Origin of the sequence: Pantoea sp. EA-12 (genome assembly GCF_030053355.1) — a bacterium.
Classification (GTDB): domain Bacteria; phylum Pseudomonadota; class Gammaproteobacteria; order Enterobacterales; family Enterobacteriaceae; genus Pantoea; species Pantoea vagans_C.
Genome location: NZ_JASGBY010000015.1, coordinates 56,160 through 73,826, shown reverse-complemented (window position 1 = coordinate 73,826; position 17,667 = coordinate 56,160). Strand labels below are relative to the sequence as shown.

The window sequence follows — 17,667 nt, the reverse complement described above, 5'->3', positions numbered from 1 at the left end:
TTTAGCCATTGCGCCTGCCCGCTGCGGGCGCTATGGTGGTTGCCCATTCCCGATCACAATGTTTTAACTTCCTATGTCCTTTTCTCAGTTCGGCGACAAATTTACTCAACATTCCGGCATCTCACGTCTGATGGAAGACATGGGTGAAGGCCTGCGCACGCCTGGCACCATCATGCTTGGCGGCGGCAACCCGGCGCAGATCCCGGCCATCAATGACTACTTTAATCAGCTGCTCCAGCAGATGCATCAGGACGGCAAGCTGAGCGAAGCGCTGTGCAATTACGATGGCCCGCGTGGCAAAGCGTTGCTGCTGGATTCACTGGCGAAGATGCTGCGGGAAGAGCTGGGCTGGCCGATTACGGCACAGAACATTGCGCTCACCAACGGCAGCCAGAGTGCATTTTTCTACCTGTTTAACCTGTTCGCGGGGCGTCGCGCTGACGGCAGTAAGAAGCGCGTGCTGTTCCCATTGGCGCCGGAATATCTCGGATATGCCGATGCCGGGTTAGAAGAGGACCTGTTCGTTTCCGCCAAACCGAATATTGAGCTGTTGCCAGAAGGCCAGTTTAAGTATCACGTTGATTTCGAGCACCTGCCGCTGAATGATGATGTGGGCTTGATTTGCGTGTCGCGTCCGACCAACCCGACCGGCAACGTGATCACCGATGACGAACTGATGCAACTGGATGCGCTGGCGCAGCAGCACGGCGTGCCGCTACTGATTGATAACGCCTACGGTGTGCCTTTCCCCGGCATCATCTTCAGTGAAGCGCGTCCGCTGTGGAACCCAAATACCATTCTGTGCATGAGCCTGTCAAAACTCGGCCTGCCTGGCGCACGTTGCGGCATTATCGTCGCCGATGAGAACACCATCAGCGCCATTGGCAACATGAACGGCATTATCAGCCTGGCGCCAGGCAGCATTGGTCCGGCGATCGCTAATGAGATGATTGCGCGTGGTGATTTGCTGCGTCTGTCAGAAGAGGTGATCAAGCCGTTCTATCACGCCAAGGTGAGCGAGACGATTGCGATTCTGCGTCGCTATCTGCCAGAAGACCGTTGCCTGATCCACAAACCCGAAGGGGCAATTTTCCTCTGGCTGTGGTTCCGCGATTTGCCGATCAGCACCGAAGCGCTGTATCAACGCCTGAAGGCACGCGGCGTGTTGATGGTGCCAGGTCACTTCTTCTTCCCTGGTCTGGAGCAAGAGTGGCCGCATACCCATCAGTGTATGCGCATGAACTATGTGCCGGATGCGGAGAAGATTGAACGCGCGGTACAGATTCTGGCGGAAGAGCTGGATAAGATTTGAAGGCTGCCTAATCCGCCGTTAACGACAGCTGGCACCACTGTGCCAGCTGTTTAATTGCTTCCTCCACTTCGGCATTCCAGCCGAAGCCGGCGTTGAGTCGGAAACAGTGATCGTAGCGGTGGTCAGTGGCGAAGATGTGACCGGGCGCAATGCCGATCCCCGCATTGCGCGCCTGAAGAAACAGGGCGCGCACGTTTAACGCCTGCATCGGCATCTCCACCCACAACACGTAACCCCCCTCCGGTTCCGACACGCGCGTACCCGCCGGGAAATAGCGCAGTACTGCCTGGCGCATATGGTGGATTTGATTCTTCAGCTCACGGCGCAGTTTGCGCAGGTGCGCATCGTAGCCGCCACTGCGCAGCAGTTCGGCAATCGCCGCCTGTGAAAGTACCGAGGTGCCCATGCTGGTGGTGTACTTCAGTGAGGCAATCTTGCGCATGTAGTTGCTGCTGTGCACCCAGCCAATGCGAATGCCGGGCGCCACGGTTTTTGAAAAGCCGCTACACAGAATGGCATTTGGGCTGAAGGCGCGCATCGGGAACGGACGCCGCTCGCCAAACGCGGTGTCACCAAAGATATCGTCCTCGATAATCACCACATCGTTTTCATCAGCCTGACGCGCGATGTAGGCCTTCTGCTCGTTGGGAATGCTTTTGCCCAGCGGATTATTGATGTTGTTGATGGTGAGATACGCCTGCACCGCTTTGCGCTGGAACAGCGCGGTGAGCTTGGCGACGTTAACGTAGCCCTCAGGACCCGCCTCAACTTCAATCACCCGCAGGTTGAGGTTGTGCAGCATCTGTAACAGCACAAAGTAGCAAGGTGACTCCACCGCCACGATGTCACCAGGACGCGTGGTGGCGCGCAAAGCGAGTGAAATGGCTTCGATGCAGCCATTGGTGATCAGGATGTCATCCGCGCTGATATTGCAGCCATAATCCACTGCGCGTCGGGCAATTTCTGCCTTGAGTGGCGCATAGCCGGTGCCTTTCACCGTGTTACCCAACAGTGCCGGTTTGCTGTAACCCATCTGACGCATCAGCAGGCCAATTTTCTTCACCGGATAGAGGGAAATATCGCCGTTCGCCAGATCCAGCCTGACGCGACAATCGGAGCCCAGCATCGCCAGATGCAGTTCGGTCTGCTCATCCAGCGGCGCCACTTCGCGCGGCTGTTCGCTGTTAAGTGGCACAGGCAGTGACTTTTCCACCTTACGCGGCGCGACAAAAAAACCGGACTTAGGACGCGCCACAGCGTAGTGCTCATCCTCCAGTGTGCGTAATGTTTTCAACGCGGTGGTCATGCTGACACTGTACTGTGTGGCCAGCGTACGCACTGAAGGTAAACGGCTATCCGGCGGCAGCGATCCGCTGTGAATGGCTTGTTTTATCTGCTCTGCAATCTGACGGTAACGACTACTCTGACTCTCCTGTTCACTCGCTCCAGCCGCCATCTGTTCCACCCCATATCGTGCACATCTGTGCGTATCCCTCAGATTACATTCAAAGTACTTTAGGTTGCATCTGTTAATTCAGCTTCAGACATTCATTGCGTTTCCTTTTCCCGTGGTTTGCCGCCAGCACGGCAAACGCGTTTTTAATCGCCAAAGGATGAAGTCAAAAAATGAATAATCTGTCCACCATGATGAGAGAAATAGAAGGCTACCTGACACCCGCCATTATCGACTCTGCTCAACGCTGCTCTCGCCGTTTACTCGATGCCCTACCCGATAGTGAAAATCCTGCTCGCAACCGCGTGCTGCTTGCGTATGGCGGCGGAAAAGACAGCAGCTACATGGTGGCCTATGTGCGTTACATTCAGGGGCTGATCTGGCAACAGCAGGGCAGCACCTTCCAGCTCCGTATCAGCACTAACCGTCACGCGGCGATGAATGACAGCGTGATGGAGAATATTGACCGCGTGTACCGCGCTTTGCGCATCCACAACGATGATTTTACCGAGTGCCTGGTGACCGATGGCTTGCAGATCCGCGCTTTTGATCGCCACTTACCGATGCCCGACAGCGTGCGCCAGCAGAATCGCAACGATGTGCTGATGAATGGCCACCGTTTTCGCGCCGATGCACGTTCCACCTTCTGCAACGCCTGCAACCTCAGCATGGTGAACTCCTTTGGCCTGGCGGCGCACTACGCGGGCGGCGTCGATGTGATCATCACCGGTGATTCCCCACAGGAGCAGACCGCCTACCTCGCCTGGGCACGCCACCTGTCACGCCTTTTTGATGCGCCTGTGGCGGATAAATCACGCGGCTTTAGCGGTTTCCTGCAAACGCTGGATGGCGTGGCAGAGCGCTATTTTGCCGATATCTACGGTGCCGATCAGGTCACGCCAGCGCATCGCATTACCTGGCAGCTTGAGCGCGATCCCCTGTTCTTCAATATCTACCAGGACACCGCCTATGAAGCCGGTGCGCACTGGGCACTGCTCACTGAATTCATGCATTTCCGCTTTGATGAACTGATGTTCAGCTTCTCCGAATCGGACTGCGGCAACCCGACGTTAATGGCACATATTCGCGGTCTGCGTGCGGAGACGCTGATGCAGCGCAGCTACGCCGAAGGCATTCGCGAATATGTGCGCTTTGCCCTCGGCTTGATGGAGAAAAAAGATTTCCCACCGCAGCTGATCAGCGAAATGGCCGCGCGTTATCAAGACGATACAGCGATAGAACGGGCACGTGAGCATGCCGCCCGCTTTGCTGAACAGGCTTTTGGTCTGAATGAGACACAGTTGGTGTGCATGATCTATTCGCCGTTTATCGCGCAGGGCCACCAGCTCAACACCTGGTTACAGCAGTTAACCGATGCACCAGATGAGCAGGCGGTACGTGCGCTGCTCAGCAGTGACAGTGATGACGTGCTGCTGGCTCAGCAGTTGGAACGGCTTTCGGGTCTGACGATTGCGCAAATGCGCCAGTGCTGGCGCAGCGCACAGGTCAACACCTTGCTGGACGGAACGCGTGGTGATGCGCTGTCGCGCGTGCTGCGTTTCGATCCGCATAAAGCCGTGATTCAGGTCAACAACGGTGCCTTGCAAGACATCGTTACGGAAGTGATCTCCGGGCGTTAACCCGGTAAGGCGACGCGATGAGAAAGATTTTCCTGCAGCTTGGTGCCACCCGTGACGGACAAAATCCCTATTGCGCGGTGGCGAAACGTGAAGGCTATTTTACCGTGCTGGCAGAGATGGGCGACTTCGTCGACTACCAAAGCCTTAGCCTTCAGCTTCCGTTCGATCTGATTGTGCGTCTCGATCGCCCGGAAAATCCGTGGGATGTGTTACAGGCATGCCTGCGGGCCGGGTTACTGGAACACCCTCAGGTGGTGCTGGCAGGCTTCGAAGCCTACAACGCCAGCGCTGGTCGCGTGCGTGAGTTGCTGGCCGGGCCGGATGCCGGTCCCTGTTTTATTCCACCGGACAAATATGCGCAGCGCATGGCGTTACGCAAAGCCTGGCCGCGCTTTCCCCAGCCGGAGTTCCGCTTCTTCGCCTCGCCGCTCAGTATCCGTGACGCGCGTGATGCGTTGCTCTACCCCTGCGTGATCAAACCGGTTGATGGGGGCGGCGGGCTGGGTATCTGGTTAGTAGAAGAACCCTGCCAGCTGGATGCCGCCGTCGCCAAGCTGGTGGAAACCATGAACTACGGCGGACGCGGCTTTAGCGGCTTTATTGTCGAGAGCTGGCTGGCGGGCGATGAATACTCGCTACAGGGTGTGGTGGATAACGGCCATGCGGTGGCGCTGACCTGCTGTCAGAAGGTGATCGAGCACCAGATTGATGAGGAAGGCAGTATCAGCTTCTACGAATCCGGCCATGTTGCTATGGCAGCGCAACAGCTGCCTGCCGCGTTTGCCAGCCTGATGAGTTTCTGCTGCGAAACCTTTGGCTATCGCCAGGGCGCATTCCACATCGACTTCATCATGGTGAACGGTGAGCCGCACTTCCTCGAAATGGGCTTCCGCTTATCGGGCATGGGGGTGGTGAATCTGGTGGAAGAGGTTACCGGCATCAACTGGGCAGAAGTGGCGTTCCAGATTGAAGCCGGGCGCGGTTTACCTGCTTTGCACTTCCCGCCACAGCCGCTAGCGATTGGACGTTTGCGTTTGCGCCAGCGTCTCCAGCATGACGCCGCCGAGCGCTGGATCGCACAGCATCAGCGCGGTCAACTCCTGCCGCCATTGAATCTGCCGGTGCTGGAGGTGTCGCCCCGCTCTTCGCTGTATGCCGATCTCACCCGCCATGCCGGAATTCTTGCCACCTTCCGTCTCGCCGCCAGCAGCCGTGATGAGGTGTTGGCAGTGTTCAACCATATTCTCGCGGTGCCGACCTTAGCCACACGGAGAGATTTACTATGTGCAGAATGATTGTGGCTCACGGCCAGTTTGACGCCGCCGCAGTGCTGGATGCCGCGCGCGCCATGAGTTGTGGGGAAACCGCCACGCATGAAGGCCCGATTAAGCAGCATCCCAACGGCTGGGGCTGTTTATGGCTGGAACAGGGGCACATTCGCACCCTGCACGGCACCGGCACCTTCGCCGATGCCTTACCGGGCATTGATGTTGATCGCCTGCGCCACTGCCGTTTTCTGGCGGTGCATGTGCGCCATGCCACGTTGAGCAAAAATCAGGGCATCGAGTTCTCTCATCCGCTGTGGCGAACCAGTGGCGCCACACAGTGGTACATGATGCATAACGGTTTTTTGCCCACGGTGTATGCCCAGCTTGGCATGGCGGAATCCCGCTTCGACTCCGCCGAATACCTTGAGTACATGGTCGAACAGGCCACGCCAGCCGATTTCACCCGCGACTACCTGCGCGAAAAAATGGCGCGCGTCGCACCAGGTGGCAGCGCCGCCAATGCGATTTTCGTTACGCGAGAGAAAGCCTGGGCGTGGCAGTGGCATCCTGAAGATACGCCTTATCCCAACTATTTCACGCTGCACCACCTGCATCACAACAACACCACAATTATCGCTTCTGAACCTATTCCAGCACTGGGCGCGGCGTCTGACTGGCGTCGTATGCACAACCATGAACTTTATGAATTTCCATTGGGGGAGTGATCAGCATGGCCATTTTCAATCAGATACGCGTTATCAATCCGAAGATGTTTGTCGAAAGCGCCTGGCTGGATGACATCGTCACCGCTCGTGTGCCACTGCTGGTGTTGCGCAATTTTCTCACGCCAGACGTGCGTGAAGCGGTAGTGGATGATTTGCAGCAGTGCCGCGAGCAGGTTCGCGTATCGCACTATCCCAACGGCGCGCTGACCACACTTGGCCCTTATCTGGCCAAACACACCCGCGAGCCGGAAAACTACTTCACCGAGCTACGCGATATTCAGCCTGCGTTGCCGCCATCACTGCACTGCCTGCGCGACCAGGTTTACAACTGGGTTAAGCATTCATTGCGCCTGGATAGCCTGCAAACCGCCAGCGAACCCGATCTGGGCCACTATGCCGGTTCCATCGTGCGCTTCCACGCCAACGGCGTCGCCAATCCACTGCATAACGACAACATCGTGCGCGATGCCGCTGGCAGTGGTCTGGCGGTGACGCAGATTCTGCATCAGCTGAGCTGTGTGGTCTGTTTGCAGGAGTGCAACGCGGGCGGTGAACTGCGCATCTTCAACAAGAAGTGGCAGCCGGTTGATGAACGTTTCAAAACCCAGGGCGAACTTGGCTATCAAAGCGGCGTGGTAGAAGACAGCGAAGTGTGCGAATTCTCTCCGCGCAGCGGCGATATCTATCTGTTTAACCCGGCGTTTTATCACGAGATTGATCGCGTGGAAGGCGACACGCGAATCACCATGGGCTTCTTCTTTGGCCTGACCGACAAAAAAATGAAGCACGCCATTGCCTGGAGTTAACGCCAGGCCTTCGACGAGGAAAAGAGTATGAATACCTATGAGAAAGTGATTGCCCTACTGGATGAGCATCGCGCCGATTACCGCGTGGTGGAGCATGAAGCCATCGGCCAGACCGACGTGATCAGTGCGATTCGCGGTAACGATCTTAATCAAGCGGCCAAAGCGATGGTGCTGGAGGTCACCATGCCAGAGGGGGCGGAAGCACGCTACCTGCTGGCAATCGTGCCGGGTGACTGCAAAATCAATTTCAAAAGTGCCGCGCGTGCCATTGGCGGCAAGAAATCCACTTTCGCCGCGCCAGAACAGGCGCAGGCACTGACAGAGTGTGTAATGGGCGCGGTCCCTCCGTTTAGTTTTGATGACCGACTGGCGCTGCGGGTTGATACGCGCCTGCGCGATGTCGGCACCTTGTGGTTTAACGCCGGGGCGCTGGAGCGCTCTGTGGCGCTGAATGTGAATGATTTCTTTGGTGTTGTTGGTGATGACTGTTGTGCAGACATCGCCACTCCGGTGACGGCGACCGCCTGAAGCGGCTGTAAGGAACCTGTATGTCAGTAAAAGATATGATGTTAGCGCTGTGTGTGGTGGTGGCATGGGGGGTGAATTTTGTGGTGATCAAGCTGGGTCTGCACGATATGCCGCCGTTCTTGCTGGCGGGGCTGCGCTTTGCCTTAGTGGCCTTCCCGGCGATCTTCTTTGTTAAGCGGCCGCAGATCCCGCTGCGCTGGCTGGTGGTGTACGGCATGACCATCAGCTTTGGTCAGTTCGCCTTCCTGTTCCTCGCCATTAAACTCGGCATGCCTGCGGGCCTGGCCTCACTGGTGTTGCAAGCGCAAGCGTTCTTTACTCTGCTGCTTGGGGCGCTGTTTCTGGCAGAAAAGCTGCGCTGGAACCATATCGCCGGCATTTTCGTGGCGACACTCGGCATGTTTATGCTGGCAACCGCAGGCATGGAGGGGCAAACCACGGCGGGCATTACCCTGACCACCATGATGCTGACCTTAGCGGCGGCGCTCTCATGGGGTTTGGGCAATATCACCAACAAAATCATTTTGCGTAATCGCAATGTACCGGTGATGTCTCTGGTGGTATGGAGTGCGCTGGTGCCGGTAGTGCCCTTTTTCGCCTGCTCCTGGTGGTTTGATGGAGAAGCGGAGATCGTCACCAGCCTGCTCAACATCTCATTGCAGACGGTGCTGGCGCTGATTTATCTCGCTTTTGTGGCCACCATTGTTGGTTATGCGATTTGGGGTAACCTGCTCAGCCGTTATGAAACCTGGCGCGTTGCACCGCTCTCATTGCTTGTGCCAGTGGTGGGCATTCTCAGTGCGGCGTTGGTGCTCGACGAAACCCTCTCCCCGCAGGAGATCATCGGGGCATTAGTGATCATTCTCGGCCTGCTGGTGAACGTATTTGGCGGGATGGTAAGTCAACGATTATGGGTGCGGACCTGACGGAAAACATGTGGGCGGCCTGAGGGCCGCCCTTCGCGTTATCGGTGATTAATTCAGGATTTCAATCCGACGCGGTTTCGCCTCTTCCGGGACGATGCGTTCCAGATCGATGCTTAAAAGACCCAGTTCGAGGCGCGCATCGCGCACTACAATGTGGTCTGCCAGCTGGAATTTACGCTCAAAGTTACGCTCAGCGATGCCCTGATACAGGTACTTACGTTCCTGTTGCTCTTCTGCATGTGCCCCGCGGATCACCAGCACATTATCGTGCGCCGTGATGTCCAGTTCACTCTGAGCAAAGCCCGCGACGGCAATGGTGATGCGGTAGTGGTTTTCATCCACCAACTCGACGTTATACGGAGGATAGCCACCATTGGCCTGGTTTTGATTGGACTCAAGCAGGCTAAACAAACGGTCGAAACCAATAGCCGAACGATAAAGCGGAGAGAGATCAAAGTTACGCATAAAAAGACTCCTGAAAATCAGCAAGTTTTGGCAACCTTCCACCATGGACAGGTTGTGTGGCCTGCGGCTGTCCCTATCGGCGACAGCAGCACGACCGTAGTGTAAAAATGGGTGCGCTGAGGGAGCTTTCAAGGGGCATCGGTATTTTTTTGCAGCAATTCTGTCGAAATAGCATACACTCAGGAGTTCTTCCCTTGTCTGACACGACATCGCCATAGAGCCATGCTGCCAACAAGAGACACACTCCAGCCAGAGACCTGGCTGTAGGGATGATGATGATGAAAATGATGAAATGCTTTCCACTGACAGGCTTGCTGGTCTGCGGTGTTTTGACTACCTCAGGTTGCTCCAGCGTCATGTCTCACACGGGCGCCAGTCAGGGCTATTATCCCGGCACACGTGCCAGTGCGGACTTAATTGCCGATGACAATACCAGTTGGGTGATCAAGCCACTGGCCGCCATCGATCTGCCCTTCTCCGCCGTGCTGGATACCGTCCTTTTGCCGTGGGATTACTTCCGCACTGACCATGATTCAGCGCATGAGCGTGTGCTGCAGAGTGAAAAAATGGCTGGCACCGAGGCCAGCCTGGCGACGGCAGCGTCTATGCCGCCGACGTCGCACTGACGCAGAACAGCTGTCGCCAGCCTTCAACTTCTCGCATATACGCGATCTGCTTCCCATCGGGTGACCAGACCACAGCATCACCTGATGGCGGCTGCGCGCTGCGTGCGGTTAAGCGTGTGCACTGGCCTGTCGCCACTTCACAACGCATGACGCTGTTATCACAGATAAAAGTGATAGCTTCACCAGAGGGTTGCCAGCTAAAAGCAGACTGAATGCTGCTGCTCAACTGCGTGATTTGGCGCGGTGTGCCGCCATTGGGTGACACACTCCACAGCTGCACAACGCCCGCATCGTCTGCCAGCAAGAAGGCAATCGCACTGCCATCGGGAGCGGCACGCAGCCAGTGGCGTGGCTGTAATGCCAGCCCTTTGCTGTGAGTGATGCGCCGCTGCTGCACCCCCGCCGGTGGCGCAGGTAGCGTGTCTGTGGTGCCCTGCAACGGCGCCGAGCCTGCTTTAGCGTAATCGCCTGATGCCTCTGGCAGATCCACCACAAACACCTCTGGCACTTTGTCGCCATTAGCGGCACGCGTATCGCCAATAAAGGCCAGCGCCCAGCGCTGCCAGCTGCCATCCGCTTTCTGATAGCCGCGATCGCCAATCCAGCACTCTTCATAAGCACGATCGATGTGATCGCTGCCCGGCAGGGGATCGCGCGTGGTCTGGCTCACCAGCACGCAGTAATGACTGCCATCATATTCACGTGGGTGCTGTTTGGGTGGGCATACCGGATGCAGCGGCACGGCAACGCCCACGTTGCGCAGGTCTTCACGCGCATCTTTCTCATGCATCACGTGATCGTTGTAAGTGAAGCTGAGGCGCGATCCATCAGGGCTAAACACATGAACATGGGAACCGCCGCGCAAAGCGCCTGGCGTGAAGGGTGCGGTGATATCACAGGCATCGAGATTTTCGGCATTGCCCTGCTGCACAATGACGCCTCGGCGATGATGGAAATCGTAGTGCCAGTGCGCATCGGGATGTTCAGGGCCATGAATGCAGACATAGCGCGGTGGCAGATCCGGGCTGACCGTCACCACACCGACGTGTGCCCCATTGCGTGCCTGATACAGCACTTCTACCGCGCCATTCACTACGTTGACGCGCTCGATGGTTAAGCTGGTAAATGATGCACCGGAGGGCCGTACGTCAAAGGCCAGCCACTGGCTGTCGGCAGTCCAGACGTTGATATTGGTGAGCTGATGATGACGCTGTGCAAAGGTGAGTTGTTTTTCTGACATGAGGCAACCTTACATCCAACTGTTGCCGAACAAAGTACGCGAATATGGGATGAGGTGCAGCAGGCATAGCGCAATAATTTGCTAACAGACCGCGCAATGAATTGCGCCGCTACAAATCGCTCACGTACGCCAATATCTTGTAGGGTGCGGCCTTCACCATCGGTCGTCATCAGGCGCGCCGCTACTCCCGCCGTAGCGGCGCGATTCATCGCGCGTTATTAACCCACGCGCTTCACATCCCCCACCAGCAGAATGTACGACAGCGCACCGATCAATGCGACAGCAGAGATGTACACCAGTGCAGGCGCAAAGCCGTAATCCTGCGCCAGATAACCCACTACCAGCGGCACCGTGATGCCACCCAATCCGCCGATAAAGTTGAACATCCCCCCGGTTAACCCAATCAGCCGCACCGGAGCGAGCGATGACACCAGCGACCAGGTGATGGAAGCAAAGCCGTTACCGAAGAAGGCGATCGCCATCAGCGTCATAATCCATACCGGATCGTTGGTGTAGTTCGCACCCATGATGCAGGTGGAGATCAGCAATCCGCAGATGATTGGGGTTTTACGTGCAAAGCCGAGCGAACGACCACTGCGCACCAGCCGGTCCGCCACGATGCCAGACAGAATCACACCGACAAAGGCAGCCAGGAACGGCACGGTGGTCATAAAGCCGGCTGTCAGGGCAGAAATGTGTTTTTCCTGCGTCAGGTAGTTCGGGAACCAGGTCAGGAAGAACCACAGCGTGGAGGTTACGGCGAACTGGCCGAGGTATACACCACACAGCTTACGGTGAAACACCAGTTTCCAGTCAGCGGCCGTCAGTTTGGTGCGCGTTTTTTTCGCTGCGGGCGCATCGCCATCCACCATCGCCCCACCTTCACGGATGTAATCCATTTCAGCCTGGTTGATGCCTTTACTTTGACTGGGTGCCTGATACACCTTGATCCACACCAGTGACCAGATAATGCCGATGCCACCCGTGATAATGAATACCCAGTGCCAGCTCAGCAACTCCTGAATCCAGATCAGCAACGGCGTTAAAAACGCGAGGCCGACAAACTGTCCTGAGGTGTAAAAACCTACTGCTGATGCGCGCTCCTGCTCCGGGAACCAGCTGGTGACCAGACGGTTATTGGTCGGGAAAGCCGGGGCCTCAAATACGCCGGTAATGGCACGTAATCCAATCAGCGATAATAATCCGCTGGCAAAGCCCTGGAATAAGGTCGCAACAGACCAACCGAAAATGGCAATAAAATAGGTCAAGCGTGAACCCACGCGATCGAGGAACCAACCGCCGGGAATCTGGCACAAGGTATATAACCAGGCAAAGGCAGAAAACACATAACCCATTTCCGCTTTGCTGATGCCAAACTCTTCCTGAATATGCGCAGAGGCAACGGCTAAATTGGCACGATCGACGTAGCAAATCACCACCGTAATAAAAATCATCAGCAACGTAATATAGCGACGCCGCGTCGGTTTAGCCTGAACAGCAGAGAGATCCATGGTGTTTCTCCGTTAATGTCGCGGCGCAATACATTGCACATCCTTGAATGATGCGCGATAAATCGCGCCGCGACGGGTATAGGGGTAAGTAAAACCGTGTTAGCGGTTAATGTTGGTGCCAGAAAAAAGGGTGAGCGAGGCCCTATGCTTTATTTCAATGGCATATCTTTATCTAAAAGATTTTATAAATTCTTATACTCTAAATAATTCAACCTTCAGCGTTAAGCATGACGGGTATTACCATTCAGCCACCGAGCCATCTGGGAAACGCCATAATGGGTTACGCCAGTCTGGCGCATTTTTACTGCGTTCAATCACCAGCTCTTCATTAATTTCCACGCCGAGGCCTGGTTTATTCAGAGGATAGAAGTGACCATCGTCCATTTTGAAGTCATCTTTATTGATGACGTAATCCAGCAACTCAGCACCCTGATTATAGTGAATGCCCATGCTCTGCTCCTGGAACACCGCATTGCGAGACACGAAATCCACATGCAGGCAGGCCGCCAGCGCAATCGGACCTAATGGGCAGTGCGGAGCCAGCGCGACATCGTAGGATTCGGCCATCGCGGCAATCTTGTAGCACTCGGTAATACCCCCGGCATGCGACAGATCCGGTTGCAGAATCGCCAGGCCACCCGCTTCCAGCACGCGTTTAAACTCGAAGCGCGAGAACATACGTTCGCCCGCCGCAATCGGGATATGGGTTTGCGCCGCCAGACGCGGATAATATTCCGCTTGTTCCGCCAGCACCGGCTCTTCAATAAACAGCGGGCGATAAGGTTCCAGCTCTTTGATCAGCACTTTGGCCATTGGCGCACTGACACGCCCGTGGAAATCGAGGCCGAACTCAATCTGGTTACCGAAGGCTTCGCGGATCTGCGCCACGGTGTTCACTGCGGCATCGACTTTGCGTGAGTTATCGATGATACCCATCTCTTCACAGCCATTGAGTTTGAAGGTGTCGAAGCCAATGGAACGCAGCTTTTTGATGCCGTCCACCACCTCTTCAGGTCGATCGCCCCCCACCCAGCTGTAAGCTTTGATGCTGTCACGCACCAGACCACCCAGCAACTGATACACCGGCACACCCAGCGCTTTGCCTTTAATATCCCACAATGCCTGGTCAATTCCGGCGATAGCACTCATCAGAATCGGGCCGCCGCGATAGAAGCCACCACGATACATCACCTGCCATAAATCGTTGATGCGCGCCGGGTCTTGGCCAATCAAATATTCCGACAGTTCATGCACCGCCGCTTCCACACTGCGTGCGCGCCCTTCAATCACCGGCTCGCCCCAACCGACAATGCCTTCATCGGTCTCAATTTTCAGGAACATCCAGCGCGGCGGCAGCCGATAGGTGGTCAGTTTGGTAATTTTCATTTAACAGCGTCCTTATATGCAGCAATAAATGCGCGAGCCTGCTCCACAGTGCGCGACAGCGGTTGGCCCGCGCGATAGAGATCGCTGCCTAACCCTGCACCAATGCACCCTGCGGCGATAAATTCATGTAGGTTTTCCGGCGTCACGCCACCTACCGCAAACACCGGTACCTCTGGCGGAAGCACCGCTTTTAACGCCTTGATGTAAGCGGGGCCAAAGGCGGATGACGGGAAGATTTTCAGCGCCTGCGCACCGGCTTGCAGTGCCGCGAAAGCTTCGGTGGCAGTGGCACAACCGGCGGCCACCGTCATGCCTTTGGCGACGGCCTGGCGGATCACCGCCGCATCGGTATTGGGTGTCACCACCAGCTTGCTGTTCAGCGTGCTCAGGACATCGACCTGAGCCGGATTCAGCACCGTTCCGGCACCAATTAGCGCTTTATCACCGAAGGTCTGCACCATCGCGCCGATACTTTTTTCCCATTGCGGGGAATTGAGCGGGATTTCGATGGCGTCGAATCCGGATTCAATCAGCGCCCCCACATGGGCTTCGGCTTCATCCGGGGTGATGCCGCGCAGAATGGCTATCAACGGTAATTTAGTTTGCCAGGTCATCTGCAATACTCCTTATTCCATGCTGGAACGCGCGGTCGCCTTCCAGGGTGACTGAATCCACGCCGATAAACTGCAACGCCTGTTGATATCGCTGCGCCAGCCCACTGCTGGCAATAATGATGACCGGTTGACTGCTGGCTGCTTTCTGCGTCATCAACGCGACCTCGTGACCAATCAACAAGCCAGACAAAAAGTCGCTGATATGGCGACGATCGCGCGCGCCCAGCACATGAGATGCACGCACCTCAAACAGTCTGGCGAGAATCGATGCGTCGTGACTGCCCACCTGCAACCCTTCATTGAAGGCAACCGGGCTGGCTTCCTGCTCAGGTAAACCGGCGCCAATCAGGGACTGGTTCAACAGCAAATGATGAAGCTCACCCGTCATGACGGTGCGAAAATCACGCACGCCGTTTTGCTCGACCTCGACCCATTTGGCGTGCGTGCCTGGCATCACATAGCGTTGCGCAGGTTGCAGCGCCATTGCGCCTAACAGCTGCGTCTCTTCACCGCGCATCACGTTGTAGTTGTCATCACGTTCGACGCTCAATCCCGGCACGATCCACGCTTTATCTTCGACGCGCGTCAGGCGGCTACTCAGTTGATCCAGCGCTACCGGACAAGCCAGATAAGGAACGGAAAGCCATCCGGCATTGCTGCCAACCATCCCAGCCATCACCACCGGCACATCGTTGACGGGCCAACCGTCGGTAATCTGGGCAAAGACTTCAGCCGGCGTGCGTCCGCCAAGGCGTGTCACACCCGCTTCCGAGCGACGTTCATCCACACAGCTGCCTTGCTGATAATGCCAGGCACGCAAGTTGGTTGAACCCCAGTCAATCGCGATATAGCTGCTCACAAAATCTCCTTGAGTCGAGCCGTGGAGCTAGCGATCATCGCTTTTGCCGCTTGCTCCGCTGCATCACCATCCTGATGTCGGATGGCATCAAATAGCGCTTTATGTTCGGCCAGGGTGCGCGGCATGTTGCCAGCATCCGCCATGTAGGTTTTCGCAAACACCGCTTTCTGTAACTGGCTGATCGCTACGTTAAGCTGCTGCAATACCGGATTGTGCACCGAAGCCAGTACCGCTTCGTGATAACGAATATCCGCCTCATTAAAAGCTTCTCGATCGAGATGATGGGCAACCATATCGTTGTAGGCCTGCTCAATCGCCGCCAAATCGGTTGAGGTGGCGCGTTCCGCCGACCAGCGCGCAATCTGTGGCTCCACCAGCACACGCACTTCACTCATGGCAGCAATCAGACGCGGGTCCTGATCGTGCGCCAGTGCCCATTGCAGTACATCGCTATCCAGGTAATTCCACTGATTGCGCGGGGTAACAAACGCGCCACGATAGCGTTTCATCTCCATTAACCGCTTGGCCATTAGCGAGCGAAACACCTCGCGAATAATGTTGCGTGAGGTGCCAAAGCGCTCACACAACTCCGCTTCGGCAGGCAACGCGGCCCCCGGCACAAACTTCCCTGCGACAATCTCTTCACCCAGCGTCAGGATGATGCGCTCGGTTTTACTTAATTGTTCTTGCGTCATGATGTTCCATTCAATGAAAGGCGGTAGCCCATCAGATTACTGCTTTCGCGGTGTGAAACCTAACAAACGCCTGGGTCTGCGACGCAGATTGTAGTACTAACAACTAAAGTTGTACTACAATCTGGATCACAAAACAGACAATTCAAGCGCATGAACGAGTGCGCGATCAATGTAGGATTGCCATTTATGGCGACCAGGAGCGAAGGAAGGTTCAGGCAGAAGTGCGGACAGCAGCACGCCGTCCGCAAAGGAAAGGATTACAGCACTAACTCTTCGATGGCGTGCGCTACGCCATCTTCCATATTGGTTTTGGTGATAAACTGCGCGATATTTTTAACCGAATCAATGGCATTGCCCATCGCCACACCGGTTCCGGCATATTCGATCATCGCCAGGTCATTCTCCTGATCGCCAATCGCCATCACTTCCGACTGCTGCAGGCCCAGTTTGTCCGCCAGCATTTTCACGCCGTAGCCTTTGTTAACCAGCGGATTGAGGATTTCCAGGTAGTAAGGCGCGCTTTTCAGAATGGTGTAGCTGTCACGAGCACGCGACGGCAGACCCGCAATCGCTTTATCCAGCAAGTGTGGCTTGTCGATCATCATCAGTTTCGGGAAACGCGTGGCCGGGTCCATCTCTTCTACCGCGCGGTAACGCACCGGAATACCGGTCAGGCTGGCTTCATGGATGGTGTATTCGCTGATGTCTTTGTTCGGCGTATAAAGGAAGGATTTATCGAATGCCTGGAAATGCACGCCGAGGTCACGCGCCAGCTGTTCCAGGTAGAGGAAGTCATCAAAATTTAAGGTCTTTTCCGCGACCACATCGCCGTTATCCGCACTGTGCACCAGCGCACCGTTGTTGCTGATGCAATACTGGCCGGGCTGCTGCATATCAAGTTCCATCAGATAGCGCTCGACGCCCACGAACGGACGACCGGTCGCCAGCACAATGGACACCCCTTTGTCGCGCGCGCGGCTAATCGCTGATTTCACTGCTGCCGTGACCTCGTGCTGCGGGTTGAGCAGCGTGCCGTCCATATCGATCGCAATCAATTTTATCGCCATAACATCCTCGGTTAAGTCAGAGTTTGTTTAATGCTAGCGCGATTCAGCTCACATTGACCAGTTAATCGACAGAGGACGGCACTGAACCTATGCTAAGTCGCTTCCAGTTAGACAGTTTGGTGTTTTACAAAAAGCTGTCGGCTTGATTATATAAGCTATTGCTTATAAATATATTGCATGATGAAAACGGTCAAACTGAGAAAATTCATCTCTGGAAGGTAAAAAAAATGACTGAATTAAATGATTTCTTGAAGGATGAATTCTCGGCCTCTGAACGTGCTGATATCCAGCAAATGGCAGATGAACTGATCCTCGAAACCGGGCTTCAGCTGTTGCGTGAGGAGCTTGAACTCTCTCAAAAGACAGTTGCTGAAGCGATGGGAGTGAAGCAACCCCGTATCACGCAGATTGAACAAGGTGGCGCTGACCAACGCCTAATCACCATCAAACGTTACATTGAGGCGATGGGTGGCAAACTGAGTTTACTGATTGAAATGCCAGATGGATCCGTGGGTAGGACTATTCGGGTATAAACAGAACGAATAA

18 protein-coding genes and 1 other annotated feature are annotated in these 17,667 nt (G+C 55.6%); of the genes, 9 read left to right on the top strand and 9 right to left on the bottom strand.

The genetic code is table 11. From position 1 onward, the window contains the following. Positions 1-73: 73 nt before the first annotated feature. Positions 74-1,312: a valine--pyruvate transaminase gene (locus tag QMZ30_RS20085; RefSeq protein WP_283228706.1), complete on the top strand. Its 1,239-nt coding sequence runs from the start codon at positions 74-76 to the stop codon at positions 1,310-1,312. Between the two features lie 7 nt (positions 1,313-1,319). Here QMZ30_RS20085 and QMZ30_RS20080 read toward each other — a convergent pair whose 3' ends face one another. Further along, positions 1,320-2,768: an aminotransferase-like domain-containing protein gene (locus tag QMZ30_RS20080; protein ID WP_283228705.1), complete on the bottom strand. Its 1,449-nt coding sequence runs from the start codon at positions 2,766-2,768 to the stop codon at positions 1,320-1,322. A 170-nt stretch (positions 2,769-2,938) separates the two neighbouring features. On the opposite strand from QMZ30_RS20080, the gene QMZ30_RS20075 reads away from it, so the two are divergent. Genes QMZ30_RS20075 through QMZ30_RS20050 form a run of 6 tightly spaced genes read left to right on the top strand, consistent with a single transcriptional unit; the run spans position 2,939 to position 8,658 of the window. Then, positions 2,939-4,405, top strand: coding sequence for a hypothetical protein (locus QMZ30_RS20075; RefSeq protein WP_283228704.1), 1,467 nt, complete (start codon positions 2,939-2,941; stop codon positions 4,403-4,405). 17 nt (positions 4,406-4,422) lie between these two features. Next, complete coding sequence (locus QMZ30_RS20070) at positions 4,423-5,700, top strand: ATP-grasp domain-containing protein (protein ID WP_283228703.1); 1,278 nt, start codon at positions 4,423-4,425, stop codon at positions 5,698-5,700. Next, the gene (locus QMZ30_RS20065; protein ID WP_283228702.1) at positions 5,688-6,398 is read left to right on the top strand and encodes a class II glutamine amidotransferase; all 711 of its coding nucleotides are present in this window, start codon (positions 5,688-5,690) and stop codon (positions 6,396-6,398) included. Before QMZ30_RS20070 ends, QMZ30_RS20065 begins: the two co-directional genes overlap by 13 nt. Positions 6,399-6,403: 5 nt before the next feature. Further along, the gene (locus tag QMZ30_RS20060) at positions 6,404-7,204 is read left to right on the top strand and encodes a 2OG-Fe(II)-dependent halogenase WelO5 family protein (RefSeq protein WP_039332088.1); all 801 of its coding nucleotides are present in this window, start codon (positions 6,404-6,406) and stop codon (positions 7,202-7,204) included. Positions 7,205-7,231: 27 nt separating this feature from the next. Beyond that, the gene (locus QMZ30_RS20055) at positions 7,232-7,732 is read left to right on the top strand and encodes a YbaK/EbsC family protein (RefSeq protein ID WP_283228701.1); all 501 of its coding nucleotides are present in this window, start codon (positions 7,232-7,234) and stop codon (positions 7,730-7,732) included. A gap of 20 nt (positions 7,733-7,752) precedes the next feature. Continuing rightward, the gene (locus QMZ30_RS20050; protein WP_039332039.1) at positions 7,753-8,658 is read left to right on the top strand and encodes an EamA family transporter; all 906 of its coding nucleotides are present in this window, start codon (positions 7,753-7,755) and stop codon (positions 8,656-8,658) included. 48 nt (positions 8,659-8,706) lie between these two features. On the opposite strand, the gene ibpA is transcribed toward QMZ30_RS20050, so the two are convergent. Further along, positions 8,707-9,123, bottom strand: coding sequence for a small heat shock chaperone IbpA (gene ibpA / locus QMZ30_RS20045; protein WP_039332036.1), 417 nt, complete (start codon positions 9,121-9,123; stop codon positions 8,707-8,709). After that, positions 9,117-9,188 (bottom strand) — a sequence feature (ROSE (Repression Of Heat Shock gene Expression) occurs in the 5'-region of heat shock genes and acts as an RNA thermometer to modulate expression.). (Overlaps the previous gene by 7 nt.) 213 nt (positions 9,189-9,401) lie before the next feature. Here ibpA and QMZ30_RS20040 point away from each other — a divergent pair. After that, positions 9,402-9,749: a YceK/YidQ family lipoprotein gene (locus QMZ30_RS20040; RefSeq protein ID WP_039332087.1), complete on the top strand. Its 348-nt coding sequence runs from the start codon at positions 9,402-9,404 to the stop codon at positions 9,747-9,749. Here QMZ30_RS20040 and QMZ30_RS20035 read toward each other — a convergent pair. From QMZ30_RS20035 to yidA, 7 genes are all read right to left on the bottom strand, one after another. Continuing rightward, positions 9,727-10,989 carry a YidR family protein gene (locus tag QMZ30_RS20035; RefSeq protein WP_283228700.1) on the bottom strand — a complete coding sequence of 421 codons (1,263 nt, stop codon included), beginning with the start codon at positions 10,987-10,989 and terminating at the stop codon, positions 9,727-9,729. The genes QMZ30_RS20040 and QMZ30_RS20035 overlap by 23 nt on opposite strands. Positions 10,990-11,207: 218 nt before the next feature. Beyond that, a complete protein-coding gene (locus QMZ30_RS20030; RefSeq protein ID WP_058973176.1) occupies positions 11,208-12,500 on the bottom strand; it encodes an MFS transporter in 1,293 nt (430 codons plus the stop codon). A 237-nt stretch (positions 12,501-12,737) separates the two neighbouring features. Next, positions 12,738-13,886 carry a galactonate dehydratase gene (gene dgoD / locus QMZ30_RS20025; RefSeq protein ID WP_039332030.1) on the bottom strand — a complete coding sequence of 383 codons (1,149 nt, stop codon included), beginning with the start codon at positions 13,884-13,886 and terminating at the stop codon, positions 12,738-12,740. Beyond that, positions 13,883-14,500: a 2-dehydro-3-deoxy-6-phosphogalactonate aldolase gene (locus QMZ30_RS20020; protein ID WP_283228699.1), complete on the bottom strand. Its 618-nt coding sequence runs from the start codon at positions 14,498-14,500 to the stop codon at positions 13,883-13,885. Before QMZ30_RS20020 ends, dgoD begins: the two co-directional genes overlap by 4 nt. Then, on the bottom strand, positions 14,484-15,359 hold the full coding sequence (locus tag QMZ30_RS20015; protein ID WP_283228698.1) for a 2-dehydro-3-deoxygalactonokinase: 876 nt from the start codon (positions 15,357-15,359) through the stop codon (positions 14,484-14,486). Before QMZ30_RS20015 ends, QMZ30_RS20020 begins: the two co-directional genes overlap by 17 nt. Then, entirely contained in the window at positions 15,356-16,054 is a 699-nt protein-coding gene (locus QMZ30_RS20010; protein WP_039332021.1) for a FadR/GntR family transcriptional regulator, read from the bottom strand. The genes QMZ30_RS20015 and QMZ30_RS20010 overlap by 4 nt, the downstream gene beginning before the upstream one ends. Positions 16,055-16,311: 257 nt before the next feature. After that, complete coding sequence (yidA, locus tag QMZ30_RS20005) at positions 16,312-17,121, bottom strand: sugar-phosphatase (protein WP_283228697.1); 810 nt, start codon at positions 17,119-17,121, stop codon at positions 16,312-16,314. A gap of 227 nt (positions 17,122-17,348) precedes the next feature. Here yidA and QMZ30_RS20000 point away from each other — a divergent pair, with 227 nt between their 5' ends. Next, positions 17,349-17,654, top strand: coding sequence for a helix-turn-helix domain-containing protein (locus tag QMZ30_RS20000; RefSeq protein ID WP_058973180.1), 306 nt, complete (start codon positions 17,349-17,351; stop codon positions 17,652-17,654). The last annotated feature ends 13 nt before the right edge of the window (positions 17,655-17,667 follow it).